Below are 23111 nucleotides of genomic sequence, written 5' to 3' on the forward strand. Positions count from 1 at the left end.
CTGAACGCTGTCAACATTTTGTCCTGACATTCGGACGAAAGCTTGACACCTTTCTCGGGCGGCCGGAAAGCTGACCGCCATGACCTCCTCCGCACCCTCGCTCAACCGCATCCGGATCGGGTCGGCCCCGGACTCCTGGGGCGTTTGGTTCCCCGACGACCCGCAACAGGTCCCCTGGCGGCGTTTCCTCGATGAAGTCGCACAGGCGGGGTACGAGTGGATCGAGCTCGGCCCGTACGGCTACCTCCCGACCGACCCCGCCGTGCTCACCGAGGAGACCGCGGCGCACGGGCTGAAGGTCTCCGCCGGAACCGTCTTCACCGGGCTGCACCACGGGCCGGCCGTCTGGGACACGACCTGGGCCCATGTCTCCGACATCGCGGCCCTCACCCGCGCGATGGGCGCCGACCATCTCGTCGTCATCCCCTCCTTCTGGCGCGACGACAAGACCGGCCAGGTACTGGAGGACCGCACGCTCACCGCGGCCCAGTGGCGAGACCTCGCCACCCAGACCGAACGACTCGGCAAGGAGGTCGGTGATCGCTTCGGGCTGCGGATCGTCGTCCACCCGCACGCGGACACCCATATCGACAGCGAAGAGAACGTGAGCCGTTTCCTCGACGCGACCGACCCGGACCTGGTCTCGCTGTGTCTGGACACCGGGCACTACGCCTACTGCGGCGGCGACAGCGTCAAGCTCATCGAGACCTACGGTGAGCGGATCGGCTACCTCCACCTCAAGCAGGTGGACCCGGAGATCCTCGCCGAAGTGGTCGCGGACGAAGTGCCGTTCGGCCCGGCCGTGGCGCGTGGCGTCATGTGCGAGCCGCCCGCAGGCGTGCCCGCTCTGGAGCCGGTGCTGGCCGCGGCCCAGCGACTCGACGCCGAACTGTTCGCCATCGTCGAGCAGGACATGTACCCCTGTCCTCCGGACAAGCCCTTCCCGATCGCCGAACGCACCCGCCGTTTCCTCCGCTCCTGCGGGGCATGAGCCCACGCCTGTCCGGCAGAGCCCCGGCCGGCTCTGTGCAACCAAGGGCGTGACTCACTTACGTCACAGAAGTCACCTCCTCGTCACATATGTCTCCGTTACGCGGGCCTTCCGTCACAGGTCCCCGACACCCCCTCCCCTCGGGTCGCTCCGTGTCGTTCAACGGGCACGGGCTCAGTGATCGCCAGCGTCCGCGCCGCAGCTCCCCCGACGGCTCCCCTGCCGCCGCTGTGGCGCGCGCAGGGAGGTGCCACAGATGACGGACAGAAAGCTCTGGTCCTACAAGGAGATCGCCGCGCACATCAAGGTGCAGCCGGACACGGTGCGTTCGTATCGCAAACACGGCCTCCTTCCCCCGCCGGACCACGTGGAGGCCGGCAAGCCTTACTGGTACGCGGACACCATCCGCATCTGGGTGGCCAACCGCCCCGGCAACAGGAGCCGCAGGGAGTGAGGCCGACGGGCCCCGCATCCGGCCGGTGCGGGGCCCGCCCCGAAATCGGCTTGCACCCGCACACCGCGTTTTCAAGAATTCCCCGGTGACACATTCTCCGGCGACCGAGCAACCGACCACGGACTTCTCCGTCAAGCCCACCCTCACCGGAGAGAAGGTGGTCCTACGTCCCTTCACCGAGGCGGACACTCCGACCATGGCCGCGATCCTCAGCGATCCGGAGGTGCTCCTCTTCACCGGCTCCGCCGGCGATCCCCCTCTCCCCGAGGAGCGTCTGCGTTCCTGGTACGCGACCCGCAGCGACCAGACCGACCGCCTCGACCTCGCGGTCGTCGACCGAGCCACCGGTGAACTCGTCGGCGAGGTCGTCCTCAACGAGTGGGACGAGCGGAACCGCAGCTGCTCCTTCCGCACCCTGATCGGCCCGGGCGGCCGAGACCGCGGTCTCGGCACCGAGGCCATCCAGCTGATCACCGGCTATGGCTTCGGGCAACTCGGCCTGAACCGGATCTCCTTGCGCGTCTTCGACTTCAACCCCCGGGCCCGGCGAGCCTACGAGAAGGCGGGCTTCGTCGCCGAAGGCACCGAGCGCGAGGCCCTGCGCCACGGAGACGGGTGGATCGACGCCACGGTCATGTCGATCCTTGCCCGTGAATGGACAGTCCACCGCGGCCACCCGCGCCTGTGAAACCCAGTGGCACTAGCCACCAGCAGGCTCGATGATCGTCACGCCCGCACCCGGGGTCCTCCCCATGGCCGACAGTGCGGCGGGAGCGGCGTCCAGGGAGATCACCGAGGTCACCAGGAGGTCCGGCCGGAGCGCCCCGGAGCGAACCATCTCCAGCATCGGTCCATAGGCGTGGGCTGCCATCCCGTGGCTGCCGAGAATCTCCAGCTCCTCGCCGATGACCCGGCTCATGGGCACGACAGGGTCACCGGCCACCGAGGGCAGCAGGCCCACCTGCACATGCCGTCCACGGCTGCGCAGGCTCTGCACGGAGGCCGCGCAGGTGATGGGCGAACCGAGCGCATCGAGCGAGAGATGGGCACCGCCGCCCGTCAGCTCGCGCACCGCCTCGGCAGTGCCGCCCGCACCCGTGAGCGCCGTGGCGTCCACGCATTCCGCCGCGCCGAACTTCCGCGCCAGTTCCAGGGCGCGCGGTGAGACGTCCACCGCGACGACCCGCGCCCCGCACGCCGCCGCGATCATCACCGCGGACAGCCCGACTCCACCGCAGCCGTGCACGGCCACCCACTCACCGGGCGCCACCCGTCCCTGGGAGACCACGGCCCGGAATGCGGTCGCGAACCGGCAGCCGAGCCCCGCTGCCGTCGCGAACGACAGCTCCTCGGGCACACCCACCAGATTGACGTCCGCATGCTCCAGCGCCACGAACTCGGCGAAGGAGCCCCAGTGCGTGAACCCGGGCTGGGTCTGGTGCTCGCAGACCTGCTGGTCGCCTGCCGCGCAGGCGGCACAGCGGCCGCAGGCGCAGACGAACGGCACGGTGACCCGTTCCCCGGGTTGCCAGTTGGCGACCCCAGGGCCCACCGCCTCGACCACTCCGGCCAGCTCATGCCCGGGGACGTGCGGGAGGGTGATGTCCGGGTCATGGCCCATCCAGCCGTGCCAGTCGCTGCGGCACAACCCCGTGGCCTCGACGCGCACGACCACGCCGTGCTCCGACGGCACCGGGTCCGGCACCTCGCGCACGCCGGCGTCCTGCCCGTACTGCTCGAACACCACAGCCCTCATCGGCCACGCCTTTCCCTGACTTCGCTCGATTCGAACCTAACCGCCCACAGCGGCCTTGTCGCGGTCCCGGTCGTCCCGCCCCGGAATGCTCCCCGCAGCCTCGTCCCGCTCCTCGACGCCCTGCTCCGCCGGGGCGGGCCCGGATATCTCGCCCTCGCTGAGGCCGAACCTCGCGTGGAAGGCGCGCAGCGGGGCCGGCGCCCACCAGGTAGCCCGCCCCGTCAGCTTCATCACCGACGGAACCAGAAGGCTGCGCACCACCATCGCGTCCATGAGGACGGCGAGGGCGATCCCGAGACCGAGCATCTTCGTGTTGGCCACCCGCGAGGTGCCGATCGCGACCATCACGACAGCGAGGATCACGGCCGCGGCAGTGATCAGCCCGCCCGTGCGGCGCAGTCCGTAGGCCACCGCATGCTCATGGTCGCCGGTGCGGTCGTATTCCTCCTTGATCCGGGAGAGGAGGAACACTCCGTAGTCCATGGACAGGCCGAAGGCGACACAGAACATCAGGACCGGGAGCGTCGTCTCGATGTCGCCGGTGGACGTGAAAGCGAGGGGCCCGGAGAGATGGCCTTCCTGGAAGACCCAGACCACGGCCCCGAACATCGCGGTGAGGCTGAGACCGTTGAGGACGACGGCCTGGAGCGGGATCATCACGCTGCCGGTGAGCAGGAAGACCAACAGCAGCGTGACGACGGCGATGATGCCCGCCGCCCAGGGCAGCCGGTCACCGATCGCGTCCTTGGAGTCGACCAGCATCGCGGCCGCGCCGGTGACCGACGTCTCGAACGGGGCAGGCTCCGCGCGGAGCTCACGCACGAGCCGCTGGGACTCCTCGCCCACGGCCTCCTCCTCGGGAAGCACCATGAAGGTCGCGTGCGTGCCGGAGACGAGCGGCCCGCCCACCCGCAGCACACCCGGGAGTGCCGAGACGCGCTCCCGGTACTCGGCGTACTGCGCGGGCGTGGCCACGCCCTCGGCGAAGACATCGAGACCGCCGCCGGGACTCCCGGGGAATCCGTCCCGTATGTGCTGCTGCACGACATGTGACTCGGCGGTCGGCGGCAGCTGGCGGTCGTCGGCGCGCCCGAACTTGACGTCCAGGAAGGGCAGCCCGAGCAGCACAAGCCCGGCGGTGGTGGCCGCGGCGAAGACCGGCGCCCGCCGCATCACCCACCCCACCGCCTTGCCCCACCGCGCGCCTTCAGTACCGTCCGAGGAGGCGCCCTTCCTGCTGCGGCCCCGGCGCAGCAGGCGGCGCAGATCCAGCGCGTTCACCCGGTCCCCCAGCAGCATCAGCGCGGCAGGGAGCAGAACAAGAGCGGCCGCGGCGGCCAGCAGCACCACCGCTATCCCGGCGTAGGCGAACGACCGCAGGAAGTACTGCGGGAAGACCAGCATCGCGGCCAGCGACACAGCCACCGTGAGGGACGAGAACAGCACCGTCCGCCCTGCCGTGCGGAGGGTGATCCCGATCGCCTCCCGGGTCTGCGCACCCGTCGCAAGTTCCTCCCGGAATCTGCGCACGATGAACAGGGCGTAGTCGATGGCGAGTCCGAGACCGAGAGCTGTCGTGAGGTTCTGCGCGAAGACCGAGACATCGGTGAATTCGGTGAGTCCGCGCAGGACCGCGTTCGTACCGAGGATGGCGACGATGCCGATGCCCAGCGGCAGCAGGGCCGCGACCGCGCTACCGAAGACCATCACCAGCAGCACCAGGGTCACCGGCAGGGCGATCATCTCGGCCCGCAGCAGGTCCTCCTGGATGATCGTCTGCATGTCGTGCATGACGGCGACGGGCCCGCCGACGGAGACCTTCACAGGACCGTGTGTCCCCCGGTACTCGGGGGCGATGCGCTCCAGCACCTCGCCTGCCGCCTTCTCGTCCCCTTCTATCCGGGCGACGATCAGAGCCTCGCGGCCGTCCTCGGCGCGCAGCGCGGGCGACTTGCTCTGCCAGTAGGAGCCGACGCCCGTGACGCCCTTCTCACCTGCCAACCGCTTGGTCAGCCGGGCGGCCTCGGCGGCGACCGCCGGATCGTCCACGCCTGCCGGACCGCTGCCGACGAGCAGCAGCAGATTGGGCCGCGCGGCCGGGAACTCGCGGTCGAGCGCGTTCTTGGCGTACGTCGACTGGGCATCGGGGGCCTCCCAGCCACCGCTGCCCATGCGGTCGCCCACTCCGCTGCCCGCGAACACGGCGAGTGCCGTGATGATCAGGGCAAGCAGCAGCGACAGCCGTGGTCGCGCGGTGACAACCCTGGTCCAGCCGCCAAGGCGCGGCTCAGCGTTGACTTCGGACATCGTGCGGTGTCCCCTTCGCCGAGACCGGTGCCGCGCAGCAGGCAGCACAGATCGTCCATTGCCATAGACTGACAAACACGAGTCATCGCTCGCGTTTCTCAAGAATGCGAGCGACCACTCGCGTTTGTCAACCGAACCTGAAAAGCTGGGGATTGGTGATTCACATGCCACAGGCACCCGACGCCGAGGCTCAGACCAAGCCCGCACAGGCCGAGTCCGCGCAGTCCAAGTCCACGGATCCCAAGCCCACACAGCCACGCCGCCGCCAGGCCCGCGGCGAGCGCCGCATCGCCCAGCTCCTGGAGGCCGCGGCGGGCATCTTCTGCCGCAGCGGCTACACCGCGGCCAGCACCAACGCGATCGCCCGCGAGGCAGGCGTCTCACCCGGCACGCTGTACCAGTTCTTCCCGAACAAGGAGGCCATCGCCGTCGAACTGGGTGGCCGGCTGATGCAGCGCTGGCGCGACTCCCACGGTGCCGCCTTCGACGCGCTCGACCCGACCCTCCCCCTCCACGAGCTACTGGACTCCGCCCTCGATCCACTGATCGAGTTCAACTGCGAGAACCCGGCCTTCGCCGTCCTCATGCACAGCTCCGAGATCCCCGGCCGGATCACCGAGGAGCACGACGCCGTGCACTCCGCGCTGCTCACACGCGCCGAGGAAATCCTCGGCGACTTCCTCCCCGACGCCGACCCCGCCGAGCTCCACCGCACGGCGAGCATGGCGTTCTCCGTCGCCAAAGCGGGCCTGGACCTGATCCTCGCCCACGAGGGGGACGAACGGGAGGCGTACAAAGCAGAGCTGAAAACGGTGCTGTACCGCTACCTCTCACCACTGTTCGGCGATGCACCGCCGGGACACACCCTGGCCGGGACAAGCTCGCTTAATACCCCCTAGGGGTATAGTGTAGTGACTGTCAGGGAGTCCCGCCATCCCCAGGGCCTCTCTTGATGCACCATGACTTCGTTGCACGAAGTGATCGCAAAGCGATACGCCCTCGAACAGGAGAACGCCATGACCGTCGAGACGAAGACCGAGACTCCCGAGGCCACCGGCTCCTGCTGCTCGCCTTCCGGTTCCTGCCACGGCGGCGGCGCGGCAGACGTCCAGCTGGGCGGCGTCACCGCGGTGTACGAGGTGAAGGGCATGACGTGCGGTCACTGCGAGGGGGCGGTGACTGCCGAGATCTCCGAGATCGCGGGCGTCACCTCCGTCAAGGCCGTCGCCGCCACCGGACAGGTCACCGTGATCTCCGATGCGCCACTGGACGAGTCCGCGGTGCGCGCGGCGGTCGACGAGGCCGGCTACGAGCTCGTCGGCCAGGCCTGACACCCCCCATCCGGCCGGGCCTCAGCTGCGGCGGACGGCCCGGCCCCGGCCTTGGAACCCAGCACAGATGACCAGCAGCGCAACCGAGATCACGGACGCGGGCGGCTCGCGGATCGAGCTCCTGATCGGCGGAATGACCTGCGCCGCGTGCGCGGCCCGCGTGGAGAAGAAGCTCAACCGCATGGACGGCGTCACCGCTACGGTGAACTACGCCACCGAGAAGGCCCGCGTCACCTACAGCGAGGGCACGGACGTCGTTGATCTCGTCGCCGTGGTCGAGAAGACGGGCTATGCGGCCACACCGCTCCTGCCACCAACCGCGATACCCGGCGCTCCGGCCACGGCGCCTACGGCCCCGGATCCGGACACGGCAGGCGGGAACCCGATCGCCCAGCTGACGGAGAAGACCGGGCCCGGGCAGCCTGGGCCCGAGGAAGGGACCGCGACCGGGACCCAGCCCAGGGCTCATCCCGAGACCGCGACCGGAACACGCCCCACAGCCCGCGACGGGGATCACGTCACCGCGCTGGGGCAGCGGCTGCGCGTGTCCGCCCTGCTCGCCGCGCCCGTTGTGCTGCTCGCCATGGTGCCCGCCCTCCAGTTCGACAACTGGCAGTGGCTCTCCCTGACCCTGGCCGCCCCCGTCGTCGTCTGGGGCGGGCTGCCGTTCCACCGCGCCGCGTGGACCAACCTCCGGCACGGCGCGACCACCATGGACACCCTCGTCTCCCTCAGCACTCTCGCCGCCTTCGGCTGGTCACTCTGGGCACTCTTCTTCGGCCATGCGGGCATGGCAGGCATGCGCCATGGTTTCGACCTCGCCGTGGACACGCCAGCCGGCCGCACCGGCGGAGCGTCGGCCATTTACCTCGAAGTCGCCGCGGGCGTCATCACCTTCGTACTCCTCGGCCGGTATCTGGAGGCACGTGCCAAGCGGAAGGCCGGTGCCGCCCTGCGCGCGATGCTGGAGCTGGGCGCCAAGGACGTGGCCGTCCTCAAGGACGGCGCCGAGGTACGCATCCCGGCCGCCCGGCTCGCCGTCGGCGACCTCTTCGTCGTGCGCCCGGGGGAGAAGATCGCCACCGACGGCACCGTCGCCGAGGGCACCTCGGCCGTCGACGCCTCGATGCTGACAGGCGAATCCGTACCAGCAGACGTCAGCGTCGGCGACGCCGTCACCGGCGCCACCGTCAATACCGCGGGCCGGATCGTCGTCGAGGCGACGCGCGTCGGGGCGGACACACAGCTGGCCCGGATGGCCCGGATGGTCCAGGACGCCCAGAACGGGAAGGCCCGGGTGCAGCGGCTCGCCGACCGCATCTCGGCCGTCTTCGTCCCCGTCGTCCTGCTGATCGCCCTCGGCACCCTGGTCGCATGGCTGCTGATCACCGACGATACGACCGCGGCCTTCACGGCCACCGTCGCGGTGCTGATCATCGCCTGTCCCTGTGCACTGGGCCTGGCCACCCCCACCGCCCTCATGGTCGGTACGGGCCGTGGCGCACAGCTCGGCATTCTGATCAAGGGACCGGAGGTCCTGGAGTCGACCCGCGCGGTGGACACCGTCGTCCTGGACAAGACCGGAACGGTCACCACCGGCCGTATGCACTTGCAGGACGTGTACGTCAGTGGCCCCACCACCGAGGAGGAGCTGCTACGGCTCGCGGGCGCCCTGGAGCACGCCTCGGAGCATCCTGTCGCCCGCGCGGTCGCGGACGGCGCGGCTGAACGCGTCGGCCCGCTGCCCGTTCCCGACGCCTTCGAGAACGTCCCCGGCCTCGGCGTGCGCGGCACGGTGGAGGGCCGCACCGTACTCGTCGGCCGAGCCCGCCTGCTCATCGACGCCGGAGTGGAACCGCCCGGCGAGCTCGACGGGATCACCGGACGCACCGCCGTCGCCGTGGCCTGGGACGGCAAGGCCCGCGGCGTCCTGACCGTGGCCGACGCGGTCAGGAGCACCAGCGCCGAGGCGGTCGTCCGGCTGCGGGCGCTAGGGCTGAGGCCCGTGCTGCTGACGGGCGACGACCGCGCGGTCGCCGAGGCGGTCGCAGCCGAGGTAGGCATCCACGAGGTGTGCGCCGAGGTGCTGCCGCAGGACAAGGTGGCCGTGGTCCAGCGTCTTCAGGCAGAGGGCCGTACGGTCGCGATGGTCGGCGACGGCGTGAACGACGCCGCTGCGCTGGCCACCGCCGATCTGGGACTGTCCATGGGCACGGGCACCGACGCCGCGATCGAGGCCGGCGATCTCACGCTCGTACGGGGCGATCTGCGGGTCGCCGCCGACGCCATCCGGCTCTCGCGGCGGACCCTCGCCACGATCAAGGGCAACCTCTTCTGGGCCTTCGGCTACAACGTCGCGGCGCTGCCGCTGGCCGCCGCCGGACTGCTCAATCCCATGATCGCGGGAATTGCCATGGCTTTCTCGTCCGTTTTCGTGGTCAGCAACAGCCTGCGTCTGCGATCCTTCACGTGATACACAGGACCTTCACAAAGAGATCCAGATCACAGATATTTGAGGGTAACCATTCGGGCTCTTCGCGAGTCTAAGTGGGCGATGCCAGAACGTCTTGGGGGACGTTCATGGGATGTCTTGGGGGACGTCCCAGGCAAGCGTTGGCCGGGGCACGTACGACCGGGGAGCTATGAGCGGCCCTCCCGTAGATACGTACCCCGGCAGACCGCGCGAAGAGCCTCTGCTGGACACCAGCAGACGCCCGGGCCGGATCCCGTGGGGGGAATCCGCACCGGGGATATGGGAAGCGCCCCGCTCGCCGACCCGTGGGGGGATCGGAAGCGGGGCGCTTCTCGCTGTGTCGGGGGCCCTCGCCGTCACCTGGGTTCTCGCTGTACCCAGGGGGCGACAGCCCGGGACGACGCCTCGGGCGACAGCCCGCGATGCCAGGCCTCGGGCGTCAGCGGGCCTCGACCGGGACGAAGTCCCGAAGAACCTCACCGGTGTAGATCTGGCGCGGGCGGCCGATGCGGGAACCCGGCTCCTTGATCATCTCGTGCCACTGGGCGATCCAGCCGGGCAGTCGGCCGAGCGCGAAGAGCACGGTGAACATCTCGGTCGGGAAGCCCATGGCCCGGTAGATCAGGCCCGTGTAGAAGTCCACGTTGGGGTAGAGGTTGCGCGAGACGAAGTACTCGTCGGAGAGCGCGTGCTCCTCCAGCTTGAGGGCGATGTCGAGCAGCTCGTCGGACTTGCCGAGCGCCGAAAGGACATCGTGCGCCGCCGCCTTGATGATCTTGGCACGCGGGTCGAAGCTCTTGTAGACGCGGTGGCCGAAGCCCATCAGGCGGACGCCATCCTCCTTGTTCTTCACCTTGCGGATGAAGGAGTCGACGTCGCCACCGTTGACCTTGATGCCCTCGAGCATCTCCAGCACCGACTGGTTGGCGCCACCGTGCAGCGGCCCCCACAGGGCGGAGATACCGGCGGAGATCGAGGCGAACATGTTCGCCTGCGAGGAGCCCACCAGGCGCACGGTGGACGTCGAACAGTTCTGCTCGTGGTCCGCGTGCAGGATGAGCAGCTTGTCGAGCGCGGCGACCACGACCGGGTCCAGCTCGTACTCCTGCGCCGGGACCGAGAAGGTCATCCGCAGGAAGTTCTCCACGTACCCGAGGTCGTTGCGCGGGTAGACGAAGGGGTGGCCGATCGACTTCTTGTAGGCGTACGCCGCGATCGTCGGCAGCTTGGCCAGCAGCCGGATCGTCGACATGTTGCGCTGCTGCTCGTCGAACGGGTTGTGGCTGTCCTGGTAGAACGTCGACAGCGCGCTGACCACGGACGACAGCATCGCCATCGGGTGGGCGTCGCGCGGGAAGCCGTCGAAGAACCGCTTGACGTCCTCGTGCAGCAGGGTGTGCTGGGTGATGTCGCCCTTGAAAGTGGCCAGCTGGTCGACCGTCGGGAGCTCACCGTTGATCAGCAGGTACGCCACCTCAAGGAAGGTGGAACGCTCGGCCAGCTGCTCGATCGGGTAGCCGCGGTAGCGGAGGATCCCCTGCTCGCCGTCGAGGTAGGTGATCGCGGATTTGTAGGCGGCTGTGTTGCCATAACCGCTGTCCAGGGTCACCAGACCGGTCTGCGCCCGGAGCTTCCCGATGTCGAAGCCCTTGTCACCGACGGTGCTCTCGACCACCGGGTAGGTGTATTCACCGTCCGCGTACCGCAGTACTACAGAGTTGTCGCTCACGTCATCCCTCACCGACGTAGTGCCTCTTCTTCGAGGTGCCCTGACTGTCTCTACCATCCCCCATTTGGCTGAGGAGAGTGCACTCGGGGTCGACCATTGGCCCTATTGGCGGCACTCAGTGCCGCCAGCCTGCTCATACTGCTCCCTTCGCCCCGGTTCCGGAAGTCTTAGGTGATCTTTCCCACGAACCGTCCACCTGTCAGCCGGTGGTCGAGTGCGGTAAAGCGCCTGCCTGCGGAAACGGTGCGTACCGCCTGTCCTATCGCCTTGCGGGAACCGACGAGTACAACGAGCTTCTTGGCGCGTGTCACGGCCGTGTAGAGCAGATTCCGCTGGAGCATCATCCACGCTCCGGTGGTGACCGGGATCACCACCGCCGGATACTCACTGCCCTGGGAGCGGTGGATCGTCACGGCGTAGGCGTGCGCGAGCTCGTCCAGCTCGTCGAAGTCGTACGGCACCTCCTCGTCCTCGTCCGTCAGCACCGTCAGCCGCTGATCGACCGTATTGAGTGAGGTCACCACGCCGACCGTGCCGTTGAAGACTCCGTTCTCCCCCTTCTCGTAATTGTTGCGAATCTGAGTGACCTTGTCGCCGACGCGGAACACCCTGCCGCCGAGCCGCTTCTCCGGAAGATCGGGGCGGGCGGGGGTGATCGCCTGCTGCAGCAGCCCGTTGAGGTTGCCCGCACCGGCCGGGCCTCGGTGCATCGGGGCGAGCACCTGCACATCGCGTCGCGGATCCAGACCGAAGCGGGCCGGGATACGCCGCGCCGCGACGTCCACGGTCAGCCGGCCCGCCTCCTCGGTGTCCTCCTCGACGAAGAGGAAGAAGTCACTGAGGCCCTGGGTGAGCGGCTGCACCCCGGAGTTGATGCGATGCGCGTTGGTGACGACGCCGGACTGCTGGGCCTGCCGGAAGATCCGGGTGAGCCGGACGGAGGGCACCGGGCTGCTGTCCGCGAGGAGGTCGCTGAGCACTTCTCCCGCGCCGACGCTCGGCAGCTGGTCCACATCCCCGACCAACAGCAGATGCGCACCCGGAGCCACGGCCTTCACCAGCTTGTTGGCGAGCAGCAGATCCAGCATGGATGCCTCGTCGACCACCACCAGATCCGCGTCGAGCGGCCGGTCCCGGTCGTACGCCGCGTCGCCGCCCGGCTTCAGCTCCAGCAGCCGGTGGACGGTGGACGCCTCGGCTCCGGTGAGCTCGGCGAGCCGCTTGGCCGCACGGCCGGTGGGCGCGGCAAGCACCACCTTGGCCTTCTTGGCCCGGGCCAGCTCCACGATCGAGCGGACCGTGAAGGACTTGCCACAGCCAGGACCGCCGGTCAGGACGGCGACCTTACGGGTGAGGGCGAGGCGCACGGCCTCCTGCTGCTCGGGGGCGAGCTCCGCGCCCGTGCGGTCCGCGAGCCAGGCCAGCGCCTTGTCCCAGGCCACGTCCTGGAAGGCCGGCATACGGTCCTCGTCGGCGCGCAGCAGCCGGATCAGCTGGGCGGAGAGGGACAGCTCGGCGCGGTGGAACGGCACCAGATAGACCGCGGTCACGGGATCGCCCCCGTCCGCGGCCGGGACCTGCTCCCGTACGACTCCCTCGTCGTCGGCCGCGAGCTCGCCGAGGCAGTCGATGACGAGGCCGGTGTCCACCTGGAGGAGCTTCACGGCGTCCGCGATGAGCTGCTCCTCCGGGAGGAAGCAATGGCCCTGGTCCGTGGACTGCGACAGGGCGTACTGCAGGCCGGCCTTGACCCGGTCCGGGCTGTCGTGGGGTATCCCGACCGCCTGGGCGATCCGGTCGGCGGTGAGGAACCCGATGCCCCACACATCGGCCGCCAGGCGGTACGGCTGGTTCTTCACGACGGAGATCGAGGCGTCCTCGTACTTCTTGTAGATCCGCACGGCGATGGACGTGGACACACCGACCCCCTGGAGGAAGACCATGACTTCCTTGATGGCCTTCTGCTCCTCCCATGCGGCGCCGATCATCTTCGTGCGCTTCGGACCGAGGCCGGGGACCTCGACGAGCCTCTTGGGCTGCTGCTCGATGACGTCGAGGGTGTCCGCCCCGAAGTGGTCGACAATCCGCTCGGCGATTCGGGGGCCGATGCCCTTGATGAGGCCCGATCCGAGATAGCGGCGGATGCCCTGGACGGTGGCCGGGAGGACCGTCGTGTAGTTCTCGACGGTGAACTGCTTGCCGTACTGGGGGTGGGAGCCCCAGCGGCCCTCCATCCGCAGCGATTCACCCGGCTGCGCGCCGAGGAGCGAGCCGACCACGGTGAGGAGGTCACCGCCGCCGCGACCGGTGTCGACGCGGGCGACCGTGTACCCGTTCTCCTCGTTGGCGTAGGTGATCCGCTCCAGGACCCCTTCGAGCACTGCCAGATTGGACATGATCCGACGCTACCGCCAGGGTCGGACAGCGTGCCGGGCATGTGGACAACCCACGGGGTCAGACCTGTGGACAACCTGCCTGGGCAACCAACTTCAAGGGGCCCGGTCGATCGACCGGGCCCCGCCTCCCCCATCAGAGCTCCCTGATCCCCCCAGATCCCTCCCCCGGGAACCCCGATGCCAAGTACGACTCACCTCACGCCGGAAGGGTTGCACGACTGCGGGCAGTTATTTTCCGGAATCTCGAAATGCTGACATAGCAGGGCAGCTTCGTCGTTTTCGCCATGAGCGACGATTCCTTGCAGCGGGACGTACTGAACGAGCTCGGGAACGGCAGGCTCCAGGAGATCGCCGGCGCACTCGGCACCGACACTGCCGGAGCGGAGGACACCGTCGGTACTCCGGTGTTCGCGCTCTCCCCCGGTCTGCGGAATGCTGCGGCGACACCCGAGCAGGCGGACGAGGTACGCGAGGCAGCGAAGCACGCGCGGAGTGCTACAGCGCGTGCCGTACGTACCGCAATGCCGTCTCGGACAGCACCTCGACACCGTCCCGTGCCCATAGAGCGTCATTGAACAGCTCCACCTCGACCGGGCCTGTGTAGCCCGCCGCGTCGACCCTCTCGCGCCAGGCGCGCAGGTCGATCACCCCGTCACCCAGCTGGCCGCGGCCGTTGAGCACCCCCGCCGGCAACGGGGTGACCCAGTCGGCCAGCTGGAAGGAGTGGATCCGCCCGCCCGCGCCCGCGCGGGTGACCGCCGCGGGCGCCTGGTCGTCCCACCAGATGTGGTACGTGTCCACGACCACGCCCACCTGCTCCGCGGGGAACCGCTCCGCGATGTCGAGCGCCTGCGTCAGCGTGGAGACGGCGCAGCGGTCCGCCGCGTACATCGGGTGGAGCGGTTCGATCGCGAGGCGCACGCCACGCTCCTGTGCGTACGGCGCGAGGACGCCGAGCGCGTCCGCGATGCGTTCCCGTGCGGCAGCCAGGTCCCGGCTGCCGGGCGGGAGCCCGCCCGAGACGAGTACGAGGGTGTCCGTTCCCAGCGTCGCCGCCTCGTCGATGGCCGAGCGGTTGTCGTCCAGGGCTCGTGCCCGCTCCCCCGGATCGGTTGCGGTGAAGAAGCCGCCCCGGCATAGCGTCGTGACGGCCAGTCCCGCCTCCCGTACGAGCTTGGCCGCGGCCTCGACGCCGTACGCCTGTACGGGTTCGCGCCACAGGCCGATCCCGGGTACGCCGAGCCCCGCGCACGCTTCTGTGAGCAACGGCAGCGTGAGCTGTCTGACGGTCATCTGATTGATGCTGAACCGGGAGAGGCCAGAAGGGCGATGTTCGTCGGTCACTGGACAACTCCGTACACCGTGAGCAGGGATTTCATCCGGGCCTCGGCCAGCGCCGGGTCCGGGAACAGACCCAGCCCATCGGCCAGTTCGTACGCCCGCGCGAGATGGGGCAACGACCGCGCGGACTGCAGGCCACCCACCATCGTGAAGTGCGACTGGTGACCCGCCAGCCATGCCAGGAGGACGACTCCCGTCTTGTAGAACCGGGTCGGCGCCTCGAAGAGATGGCGCGACAGTTCGACGGTCGGGTCCAGCAGTTCGCGGAAGCCCTTGGTGTCGCCCGTGTCCAGGACGCGTACGGCTTCGGCCGCGGCCGGCCCCAGGGGGTCGAAGATCCCGAGCAGGGCGTGGCTGAAGCCGTGGTCGTCGCCCGCGATCAGCTCGGGGTAGTGAAAGTCGTCGCCCGTGTAGCAGCGCACTCCCTCGGGCAGCCGCCGCCGCAGGCCGATCTCGCGCTGGGCGTCCAGGAGCGAGATCTTGACTCCGTCGACCTTGTCCGGATGCTCGGCGATCACCTGGAGGAAGGTCTCCGTGGCCGCGTCGAGGTCTCCGCTCCCCCAGTAGCCGTCCAATGCGGGATCGAACGTGGGTCCGAGCCAGTGCAGGACGACCGGCTCGCGCGCCTGCCTCAAGAGGTGGCTGTAGACGCCGAGATAGTCCTCGGGGGTGCGGGCGGCCGCGGCCAGCGCCCGGGACGCCATGAGGATCGCCTGTGCTCCGCTGTCCTCGACGAGTGCGAGCTGTTCCTCGTACGCCGCGAGGACCGCGGCGAGATCCGCCGGGCCGGTCAGCTGGTCGGTGCCGGCGCCACAGGCGATACGGCCGCCCACCGCCTTCGCCTCCGCAGCCGAGCGCCGGATCAGCTCCGCGGCGCCCGCCCAGTCCAGCCCCATCCCCCGCTGCGCGGTGTCCATCGCCTCCGCGACACCGAGTCCGTGCGCCCATAGATGGCGCCGGAAGGCGAGGGTGGCGTCCCAGTCGACGGCAGCGGGACCGTCCGGTGCGGTGTCCGCGTACGGATCCGCGACGACGTGCGCCGCCGAGAAGACCGTGCGGGAGACGAGCGGTGCACTGCCTACGGAGTAGGCAGTGGATTCGGTGCGCGGCGTGTACGTACGCGGTACGCCGTCGACGCCGGGCAGCCGGATCGTCACAGCGTCAGCTCCGGAACGTCGAGACGGCGTCCCTCTGCCGAGGATTTCAGGCCCAGCTCGGCAAGCTGCACTCCGCGCGCGCCCGCGAGCAGGTCCCAGTGGTACGGCTCCCCCACTGCGACGTGCCGCAGGAACAGCTCCCACTGCGCCTTGAAGCCGTTGTCGAAGACCGTGTTGTCGGGCACTTCCTGCCACTGGTCACGGAAGGAGTCCGTCGCGGGCAGATCCGGGTTCCACACGGGCTTCGGCGTCGCGCTGCGGTGCTGGACGCGGCAGCGCCGCAGACCCGCGACCGCCGAACCGTGCACCCCGTCCACCTGGAACTCGACCAGTTCGTCGCGGTTCACACGGACCGCCCAGGAGGAGTTGATCTGGGCGATGGCTCCGCCCTCCACCTGGAAGACCGCGTACGCCGCGTCGTCGGCGGTCGCCGCGTAGGGTTTGCCGCGCTCGTCCCAGCGCTGCGGAACATGCGTGACGACCTGCGCCTGGACGCTCGTCACACGGCCGAAGAGCTCGTGCAGTACGTACTCCCAGTGCGGGAACATGTCGACGACGATGCCGCCGCCGTCCTCGGACCGGTAGTTCCAGGAGGGGCGCTGGGCTTCCTGCCAGTCGCCTTCGAAGACCCAGTAGCCGAACTCTCCGCGCACGGAGAGGATCTCGCCGAAGAATCCGCCCTCCACGAGTCGCTTCAGTTTCAGCAGTCCCGGCAGGAAGATCTTGTCCTGGACGACGCCGTGCTTGATGCCGGCGGCCTGCGCGAGGCGAGCCAGCTCGAGTGCCCCCGACACATCGGTCGCGGTGGGCTTCTCGGTGTAGATGTGCTTGCCCGCCGCGATCGCCTTTTCGATGGCCCCGGCGCGGGCGGATGTGGCCTGAGCGTCGAAGTAGATGTCGACCGTTCCGTCGGCGAGCACCGCGTCGAGGTCCGTGGACCACTCCGTCAGGCCGTGGCGCTCGGCGATCTGACGCAGGGCGTGCTCGCGCCGGCCGACGAGGACGGGTTCGGGCCAGAGGATGTCTCCGTCGCCGAGATCGAGACCGCCCTGTTCACGGATCGCGAGGAGGGAGCGCACGAGGTGCTGCCGATAGCCCATCCGCCCCGTGACGCCGTTCATGGCGATCCGCACTGTCCTGCGTGTCACGAAGTTGCCTCCATATTTCCTCGAATCCTCGATAGGGTCGCGAAACGGTTATAGCAAGCGCTTTCTATCCGCTATGACGCTAGCCTGCCGACACCAGCCCGGACAAGGGCGCGGCCCGATCTCCCTCGGAGGAAAGCGATGACAGTCACGCTGGCTGATGTGGCCGCCCGCGCCCGGGTGTCCCCGGCGACCGTCTCCCGGGTTCTCAACGGCAACTACCCCGTCGCCGCGTCGACGCGGGAGCGGGTGCTCCGGGCGGTCGACGAACTCGACTACGTGCTCAACGGGCCGGCCAGCTCGCTCGCAGCGGCCACGTCCGACCTGGTCGGCATCCTCGTCAACGACATCGCCGACCCGTTCTTCGGGATCATGGCCGGGGCCGCGCAGACCGCGATCGGCGAGTGGGCGGCGGGACGGGCGGGCGGCGAGAAGCTGGCGGTCGTCTGCAACACGGGCGGCTCGCCGGAGCGGGAGCTGACCTACCTCACCCTGCTGCAGCGGCAGCGGGCCGCCGCGGTCGTCCTCACCGGAGGGGCGCTGGAGGACCCGGATCACATCGCCGCGATGTCGGCGAAGATCGCGAAGCTCGCGGACGCGGGGACGACGGTGGTGCTGTGCGGCCGGCCGCCCGTGCCCGGCGACTCCGTGACGGCGACCCTCACCTTCGACAACCGCGGCGGCGGACGGCGGCTCACCGAGCACCTGATCGCGCTCGGGCACCGCCGGATCGGCTACGTCGCGGGCCCGGCGGAACGGACGACGACCCGGCACCGCCTCGAGGGCCACCGGGCGGCACTGGCCGCCGCGGGCATCGGCGAGGACGCGGGCACCGAGGGCGGCACCGGCCCGGTCGATCAGGAGCGGCTCACGATCCACGGCCCGTACGACCGCCGCTCGGGCTACGACGCCGCGCTGGAACTGCTGCGCCGCGACCCGGACCTCACGGCGATCGTCGCGGCCAACGACACTGTGGCACTGGGTGCCTGCGCCGCCGTACGCGATCGTGGACTGCGCATTCCGGAGGACATCTCCGTGGCCGGCTTCGACGACCTGCCGTTCTCGGTGGACGCGGTGCCGGCGCTGACCACGGTGCGGCTGCCGCTGCACGACGCCGGGATCCGGGCGGGCCGGCTCGCGATGGGCAAGGAGGCCCCGCCGCCGGGCGGGATCGCGACGATCGGCGCGGAGCTGATGGTGAGGGCGTCCACGGCACCGCCGCGGAAGCGCTGACGGGGCGAGTGCGGGCCCGGCGAAGCGGTCGGGCCGGGCCGGTACACACCGGGACCGGCCTGCTGCCGGGCAGGTGGACGCCCGGCCCGACCAGGTGCCGAGGCGATGGCCACCGGGGCGATGCGTGCCCGGCCGTACGCGCCGGGCCGGAGTTATCCACAGGCCTTGTCGGGGTCGATGCCCGAACTTACCCTTGACTCAGTCAAAGGAAAGGTCGGGGCAGGTCATGGCCATTCATGAGATCCGCGCGTTCAACCGCTTCTACACCAACCTCATCGGCGCACTCGACTACAGCAAGCACCTGTACACGCCGTACACGCTCACGGAGTCGCGCGTGCTCTACGAACTGGCCCATGCCCCACGCACCGACGCCGCCGACCTCCGGCTGGAGCTTTCCCTGGACGCCGGCTACCTGAGTCGGCTGCTCGGCAAGTTCGAGCGCGACGGCCTGGTCGAGCGGGCTCCCTCGGAGGTGGACTCACGGCGCCAGCGCATCACTCTCACGTCACGCGGGCGCGAGGCGACCGCGCTGCTGGACGAGCGGTCGCGGGAGGCCGTCGGCAAGCTCCTCTCCAGCGTGCCCGTGGACGACCGCACCCGTCTGACGGAAGCCATGCGCACGGTGCGGCACATACTGGGCGAGGCCCGGCCTGACGGGGACCGGCACGGCGAGGGTCCCGTGCTGCGCGATCCCGCACCCGGCGACCTGGGCTGGATCGTCCAGCGCCACGGCGCGCTGTACGCCGCGGAGTACGGGTGGAACACGGACTTCGAAGGCCTGGTAGCGCGTATCGTCGCGGACTTCGCCCAGGACCACGACCCGCATCTGGAGCGGGTGTGGATAGCCGAGCTGGACGGCCACCCGATGGGCTCGGTGATGTGTGTACGGGACGACGCACCGGCCACCGCCCGGCTGAGGCTGCTCCTGGTCGAACCGGAAGCGCGCGGCCATGGCCTCGGGGACCGGCTGGTGGGCGCCGTCGTGGATTTCGCCCGTGAAGTGGGGTACCGGGAGCTGGTGCTGTGGACCAATGACGTCCTCGCCGCCGCCCGCAGGATCTACCAGCGCGCCGGGTTCACACTCGTCGCCGAAAAGCCGCACCGCTCGTACGGGGCCGATCTGGTCGGCCAGGACTGGCGGCTCCCCCTCCAGGAAGGATCGCCCAAGTGAAGTTCGCCTTCTCGACCCTCGGCGTCCCTGCCATGCCCATCCCCGAGGTGGCTGCCCTTGCCGTCGCGACCGGCTATCAGGGGGTGGAGCTGCGTGCCGACCCGGAGGAGCCGGTCCACCCGGGCATCGGAGCGCGCGAACGAGCCGCGGTGGCCGAGGAGTTCGCCCGGGCCGGCGTGGAGATTCTGACGGTCGCCGGCTACGCACGGGTGGCGGCGGCGGGTGACGACGACCCCGTGCGGCAGGAGCTCAGCGAACTGCTCCTCCTGGCCAAGGACTTGGGCGCCTCGTACATACGGGTCTTCCCGGGTGGTGGCGATCAGGATCCGGAGACGGCGGACGCGACCGCCGCCCGCCGCCTCGCCACGGCGGCGGAGACCGCAGCGGACCTGGGCGTGCGCATCCTGCTGGAGACCCACGACTCCCATCGGACGGGCGCCGCGGCGTCCCGCATCCTGGGCCGGGTCGGTCATAAGCACCTGGGTGCGCTGTGGGACGTCCTGCATCCCTGGCTGGAGCACGAGTCCCCTGCCGCCACCCATGCGGCGCTGGGTCCGTACCTCGGCTATGTCCAGGTCAAGGATGTCGCCTCGGCACAGGACCTCGCGCCACTGCCACTCGGAGCCGGTGTCCTGCCCCTGGCCGCCTGCCTGGCGCTCGCGGGCGACGACGGCTGGGTCTGCTGGGAGTACGAGAAGCGCTGGCACCCGGAAGCGGCGGAGCTGCCCGTGCTGCTGGAGGCCGGGAGGGAGCATCTGGAATCACTGAAGGGAGGTCACTGAGACGCGGGGAAACCCGCACGCCACGGTGCAGCGACTATCACCGGATTCCAGCACGCCACGGTGCAGCGATTACCACCGGAACCCAGCACGCCACGGTGCACCGACCACCACCGGAACCCAGCACGCCTATGCCGGGCGGGGCCGGCCGTCGCGCGGCGGGACACGGCTGGAGAGATCGTCGGCCGGGGCAGCCGCAGTAGGCTGATTCTCATCGGCGACCGCGTGGAGAGTCCCCAGTGAGCCAGCACCCTCAGGACCCGCAGAACCCGCAGAACCAAGCCCCCGTCGTCATCGGCTGGAGCCACGGCGACCGCGTCGTCCGCTGGACGTACGCCGGGCTGACCGTGGAGAAGGAGTTCGCGAGTCCGACGCAGGCCGCGCTGGTCTGGGACGACCGGGTTCTCGTCGTCGAGGCACTCGACGACACGCCGTACACGCCGACGGACAACGCGGTGGTGTACGAGGCCGACGGCTCGGAGCTGGCCCGGCTGAAGCCGCCGCGCGACCTGGTGGCCGACCCGTCCTGGATCTTCGGGTTCTACACGGCGCATCTCGACACCCACGGGGTTCCGGTGCTCGTGATCGGAACCCAGGTCGGCGACTTCTGGGGTCATCCGGACCTGACGGCCGGCACCCTCGTCGACGTACACGAGTGGCGCTGAGGCGCGAAAGGGGGACTACGGCATCAGGGCGACCGGCAGCACGCCGCCACTGACGCAAGCCCTGGAGCGCCGACGACGGGCCCTTCCCACGCCACCCCCTCCCCGGCGCCCCTTCCCCGCACCACACCCTTCGCCACGCCACCCCCTCCCCGAGGCCCTGGCCGCGCCCGCGCCACGCCGCACTCGCGGCCCGCCCACCCCACGCCCGACCCGTCCACCGCTCTCGCACGCCCGTCCGACAGAATCCCTTGACTGGCAGTTACTTTCCGGATATCCGTGACCCTTGGAAGTTTCCTTCACGGAAGGAGCACCAGTGCCCGACCGGACCACCCCCTCCAGACGTGCTCTCCTCGCCGCGACCGCCGCCGGAGCGGCATCCGTCGCCCTCTCCTCCGCCCCCGCACATGCCGGCACCCTCACGTACAGCGCCGACCCCGACCGTCATCACGATCGGGAGCGCGACCGACTTCGGCGGCTCATCGCCCGGATGAGCCTGGAGGAGAAGGTCGGCCAGCTCTTCGTGATGCGGGTGTACGGACACTCCGCCACGGCTCCCGACCAGGCCGACATCGACGCCAACCTCAAGGAGATCGGCGTCCGCACCGTCGTCGAGCTGATCGAGCGTTACCACGTCGGCGGCATCATCTACTTCGCCTGGGCGCACAACACCCGCGACCCGCACCAGATCGCCGATCTCTCCAACGGCATTCAGCAGGCGGGGCTCGCCCAGCCCACCCCCCTCCCACTGCTGATATCCACCGACCAGGAGCACGGCATCGTCGCCCGCGTCGGCAAGCCCGCCACCCTGGTGCCGGGCGCGATGGCGCTGGGCGCGGGCGGTTCCCGCTCCGACGCCCGTGAGGCCGCGCGGATCGCGGGCGCCGAGCTCGCCGCGATGGGCATCACCCAGAACTACGCGCCGGTCGCCGATGTGAACGTCAACCCGGCCAACCCGGTCATCGGCGTACGCTCGTTCGGCTCCGACCCGAAGGCGGTGGCCGGGCTCGTCGCCGCTCAGGTCCGCGGGTACCAGGGCGCGGGCATCGCCGCGACGTCCAAGCACTTTCCGGGACACGGCGACACCAAGGACGACAGCCACTACGCGCTCCCCACCATCCACCACACCCGCGAGCAGTGGGGTGAGCTGGACGCGCCGCCGTTCCGGGCGGCGATCGCCGCCGGCATCGACTCGATCATGACCGCGCACATCGTGGTCCCGGCGCTCGACCCGAGCGAGGACCCGGCGACGCTCTCCCACCCCATCCTCACCGGCATCCTCCGCGAACAGCTCGGCTACGACGGCGTCGTCGTCACCGACTCCCTCGGCATGGCGGGCGTACGGCAGAAGTACGGTGACGACCGCGTGCCCGTACTCGCCCTGAAGGCGGGCTGCGACCAGCTGCTCAATCCGCCGGACCTGGCCGTCGCCTGGAACGCCGTGCTCCAGGCCGTCAAGGGCGGCGAGCTGACGGAAGCGCGCATCGAGGAATCGATCCTGCGCATCCTCCTCCTGAAGTCGAAACTGGGGCTGTTCCACGACCCGTTCGTCTCGCACGACGGCGTGGACCGCACCGTCGGCATCCGGTCCCATCTGGCCGCCGCCGACCGGATCGCCGAGCAGACGACGACTCTGCTCGCCGACGACGGACGGCTGCTGCCGCTGTCCCGCCGGCGCCACCGGAACGTGCTGGTCGTCGGCGCCGACCCGGCCTCCCCCTCCGGCACGACAGGCCCGCCGACCGCCAGCCTCGCCAAGGCCTTCACCGAACTGGGCTTCACCGCCACGGCGTTGTCCACCGGCATCACCCCGACCGCCGCCAAGATCGAGGAGGCGGTGGTGGCCACGGCCGGGAAAGACGTCGTCATCGTCGGTACGTACAACGTCTCGGCGACCAGTCCCCAGCGCACCCTCGTGTCCCGGCTGGCCGCGACCGGTGTACCGGTGGTCACGGTCGCCATCCGCAATCCGTACGACATCGCCCAGCTGACCGGCACCGGTTTCACGGCCTCACTCGCCGCGTACAGCTGGACGGATGTCGAACTGCGGGCAGCCGTACGGGTGATCGCGGGCCGGGCCGAGCCCGAGGGCAGACTGCCCGTGCCCGTGCAGCGCGCGGACGACCCGACGCAGGTGCTGTACCCGGTCGGACACGGGCTGACGTATTAAGGCGTAGCGCGGTGTA

General features: G+C 69.8%; 18 protein-coding genes. 11 read left to right on the forward strand and 7 right to left on the reverse strand.

What is annotated here, in order from left to right; translation table 11 throughout:
* Positions 1–79: 79 nt before the first annotated feature.
* The 3 genes from ACZ6ZQ_RS28930 (at position 80) to ACZ6ZQ_RS28940 (ending at position 2133) form a co-directional block, all read left to right on the forward strand.
* Positions 80–991, forward strand: a complete 912-nt coding sequence (locus tag ACZ6ZQ_RS28930; RefSeq protein WP_469771451.1) for a sugar phosphate isomerase/epimerase family protein — start codon at positions 80–82, stop codon at positions 989–991.
* Positions 992–1247: 256 nt separating this feature from the next.
* Complete coding sequence (locus ACZ6ZQ_RS28935; protein WP_453658070.1) at positions 1248–1445, forward strand: helix-turn-helix transcriptional regulator; 198 nt, start codon at positions 1248–1250, stop codon at positions 1443–1445.
* A gap of 85 nt (positions 1446–1530) precedes the next feature.
* Positions 1531–2133, forward strand: coding sequence for a GNAT family N-acetyltransferase (locus ACZ6ZQ_RS28940; RefSeq protein ID WP_469771452.1), 603 nt, complete (start codon positions 1531–1533; stop codon positions 2131–2133).
* Positions 2134–2145: 12 nt separating this feature from the next.
* Here ACZ6ZQ_RS28940 and ACZ6ZQ_RS28945 read toward each other — a convergent pair whose 3' ends face one another.
* Together ACZ6ZQ_RS28945 and ACZ6ZQ_RS28950 are read right to left on the reverse strand one after the other, a co-directional pair.
* The gene (locus ACZ6ZQ_RS28945) at positions 2146–3201 is read right to left on the reverse strand and encodes a zinc-dependent alcohol dehydrogenase family protein (protein ID WP_469771453.1); all 1056 of its coding nucleotides are present in this window, start codon (positions 3199–3201) and stop codon (positions 2146–2148) included.
* Between the two features lie 36 nt (positions 3202–3237).
* Positions 3238–5508 (reverse strand): MMPL family transporter, encoded by a 2271-nt coding sequence (locus tag ACZ6ZQ_RS28950; RefSeq protein WP_469771454.1) that lies wholly within the window; start codon positions 5506–5508, stop codon positions 3238–3240.
* 164 nt (positions 5509–5672) lie between these two features.
* Here ACZ6ZQ_RS28950 and ACZ6ZQ_RS28955 point away from each other — a divergent pair, with 164 nt between their 5' ends.
* The 3 genes from ACZ6ZQ_RS28955 (at position 5673) to ACZ6ZQ_RS28965 (ending at position 9312) form a co-directional block, all read left to right on the forward strand.
* The gene (locus ACZ6ZQ_RS28955; protein WP_469771455.1) at positions 5673–6407 is read left to right on the forward strand and encodes a TetR/AcrR family transcriptional regulator; all 735 of its coding nucleotides are present in this window, start codon (positions 5673–5675) and stop codon (positions 6405–6407) included.
* Between the two features lie 117 nt (positions 6408–6524).
* Entirely contained in the window at positions 6525–6839 is a 315-nt protein-coding gene (locus ACZ6ZQ_RS28960) for a heavy-metal-associated domain-containing protein (protein ID WP_469771515.1), read from the forward strand.
* Positions 6840–6906: 67 nt separating this feature from the next.
* The gene (locus tag ACZ6ZQ_RS28965; RefSeq protein WP_469771456.1) at positions 6907–9312 is read left to right on the forward strand and encodes a heavy metal translocating P-type ATPase; all 2406 of its coding nucleotides are present in this window, start codon (positions 6907–6909) and stop codon (positions 9310–9312) included.
* 439 nt (positions 9313–9751) lie between these two features.
* Here the strand turns inward: ACZ6ZQ_RS28965 and ACZ6ZQ_RS28970 are convergent, their stop codons facing one another.
* The 5 genes from ACZ6ZQ_RS28970 to ACZ6ZQ_RS28990 form a co-directional block, all read right to left on the reverse strand.
* The gene (locus tag ACZ6ZQ_RS28970; protein ID WP_469771457.1) at positions 9752–11041 is read right to left on the reverse strand and encodes a citrate synthase; all 1290 of its coding nucleotides are present in this window, start codon (positions 11039–11041) and stop codon (positions 9752–9754) included.
* Between the two features lie 167 nt (positions 11042–11208).
* Positions 11209–13437, reverse strand: coding sequence for an SF1B family DNA helicase RecD2 (gene recD2, locus ACZ6ZQ_RS28975; protein WP_469771458.1), 2229 nt, complete (start codon positions 13435–13437; stop codon positions 11209–11211).
* A gap of 495 nt (positions 13438–13932) precedes the next feature.
* Positions 13933–14730: a sugar phosphate isomerase/epimerase family protein gene (locus tag ACZ6ZQ_RS28980; protein ID WP_469771459.1), complete on the reverse strand. Its 798-nt coding sequence runs from the start codon at positions 14728–14730 to the stop codon at positions 13933–13935.
* Positions 14731–14777: 47 nt separating this feature from the next.
* A complete protein-coding gene (locus ACZ6ZQ_RS28985) occupies positions 14778–15935 on the reverse strand; it encodes a dihydrodipicolinate synthase family protein (protein WP_469771460.1) in 1158 nt (385 codons plus the stop codon).
* Positions 15932–17083 (reverse strand): Gfo/Idh/MocA family protein, encoded by a 1152-nt coding sequence (locus ACZ6ZQ_RS28990; protein WP_469771461.1) that lies wholly within the window; start codon positions 17081–17083, stop codon positions 15932–15934. Before ACZ6ZQ_RS28990 ends, ACZ6ZQ_RS28985 begins: the two co-directional genes overlap by 4 nt.
* Before the next feature lie 138 nt (positions 17084–17221).
* On the opposite strand from ACZ6ZQ_RS28990, the gene ACZ6ZQ_RS28995 reads away from it, so the two are divergent.
* From ACZ6ZQ_RS28995 to ACZ6ZQ_RS29015, 5 genes are all read left to right on the forward strand, one after another.
* Positions 17222–18313 carry a LacI family DNA-binding transcriptional regulator gene (locus tag ACZ6ZQ_RS28995; protein ID WP_469771462.1) on the forward strand — a complete coding sequence of 364 codons (1092 nt, stop codon included), beginning with the start codon at positions 17222–17224 and terminating at the stop codon, positions 18311–18313.
* A 226-nt stretch (positions 18314–18539) separates the two neighbouring features.
* Complete coding sequence (locus tag ACZ6ZQ_RS29000) at positions 18540–19484, forward strand: bifunctional helix-turn-helix transcriptional regulator/GNAT family N-acetyltransferase (RefSeq protein ID WP_469771463.1); 945 nt, start codon at positions 18540–18542, stop codon at positions 19482–19484.
* Entirely contained in the window at positions 19481–20266 is a 786-nt protein-coding gene (locus ACZ6ZQ_RS29005; RefSeq protein ID WP_469771464.1) for a sugar phosphate isomerase/epimerase family protein, read from the forward strand. Before ACZ6ZQ_RS29000 ends, ACZ6ZQ_RS29005 begins: the two co-directional genes overlap by 4 nt.
* A 236-nt stretch (positions 20267–20502) precedes the next feature.
* On the forward strand, positions 20503–20928 hold the full coding sequence (locus ACZ6ZQ_RS29010; RefSeq protein ID WP_469771465.1) for a hypothetical protein: 426 nt from the start codon (positions 20503–20505) through the stop codon (positions 20926–20928).
* 313 nt (positions 20929–21241) lie between these two features.
* The gene (locus ACZ6ZQ_RS29015) at positions 21242–23095 is read left to right on the forward strand and encodes a glycoside hydrolase family 3 protein (protein WP_469771466.1); all 1854 of its coding nucleotides are present in this window, start codon (positions 21242–21244) and stop codon (positions 23093–23095) included.
* Positions 23096–23111 lie beyond the last annotated feature (16 nt).

Source organism: Streptomyces sp. NPDC053673 (assembly GCF_055585225.1).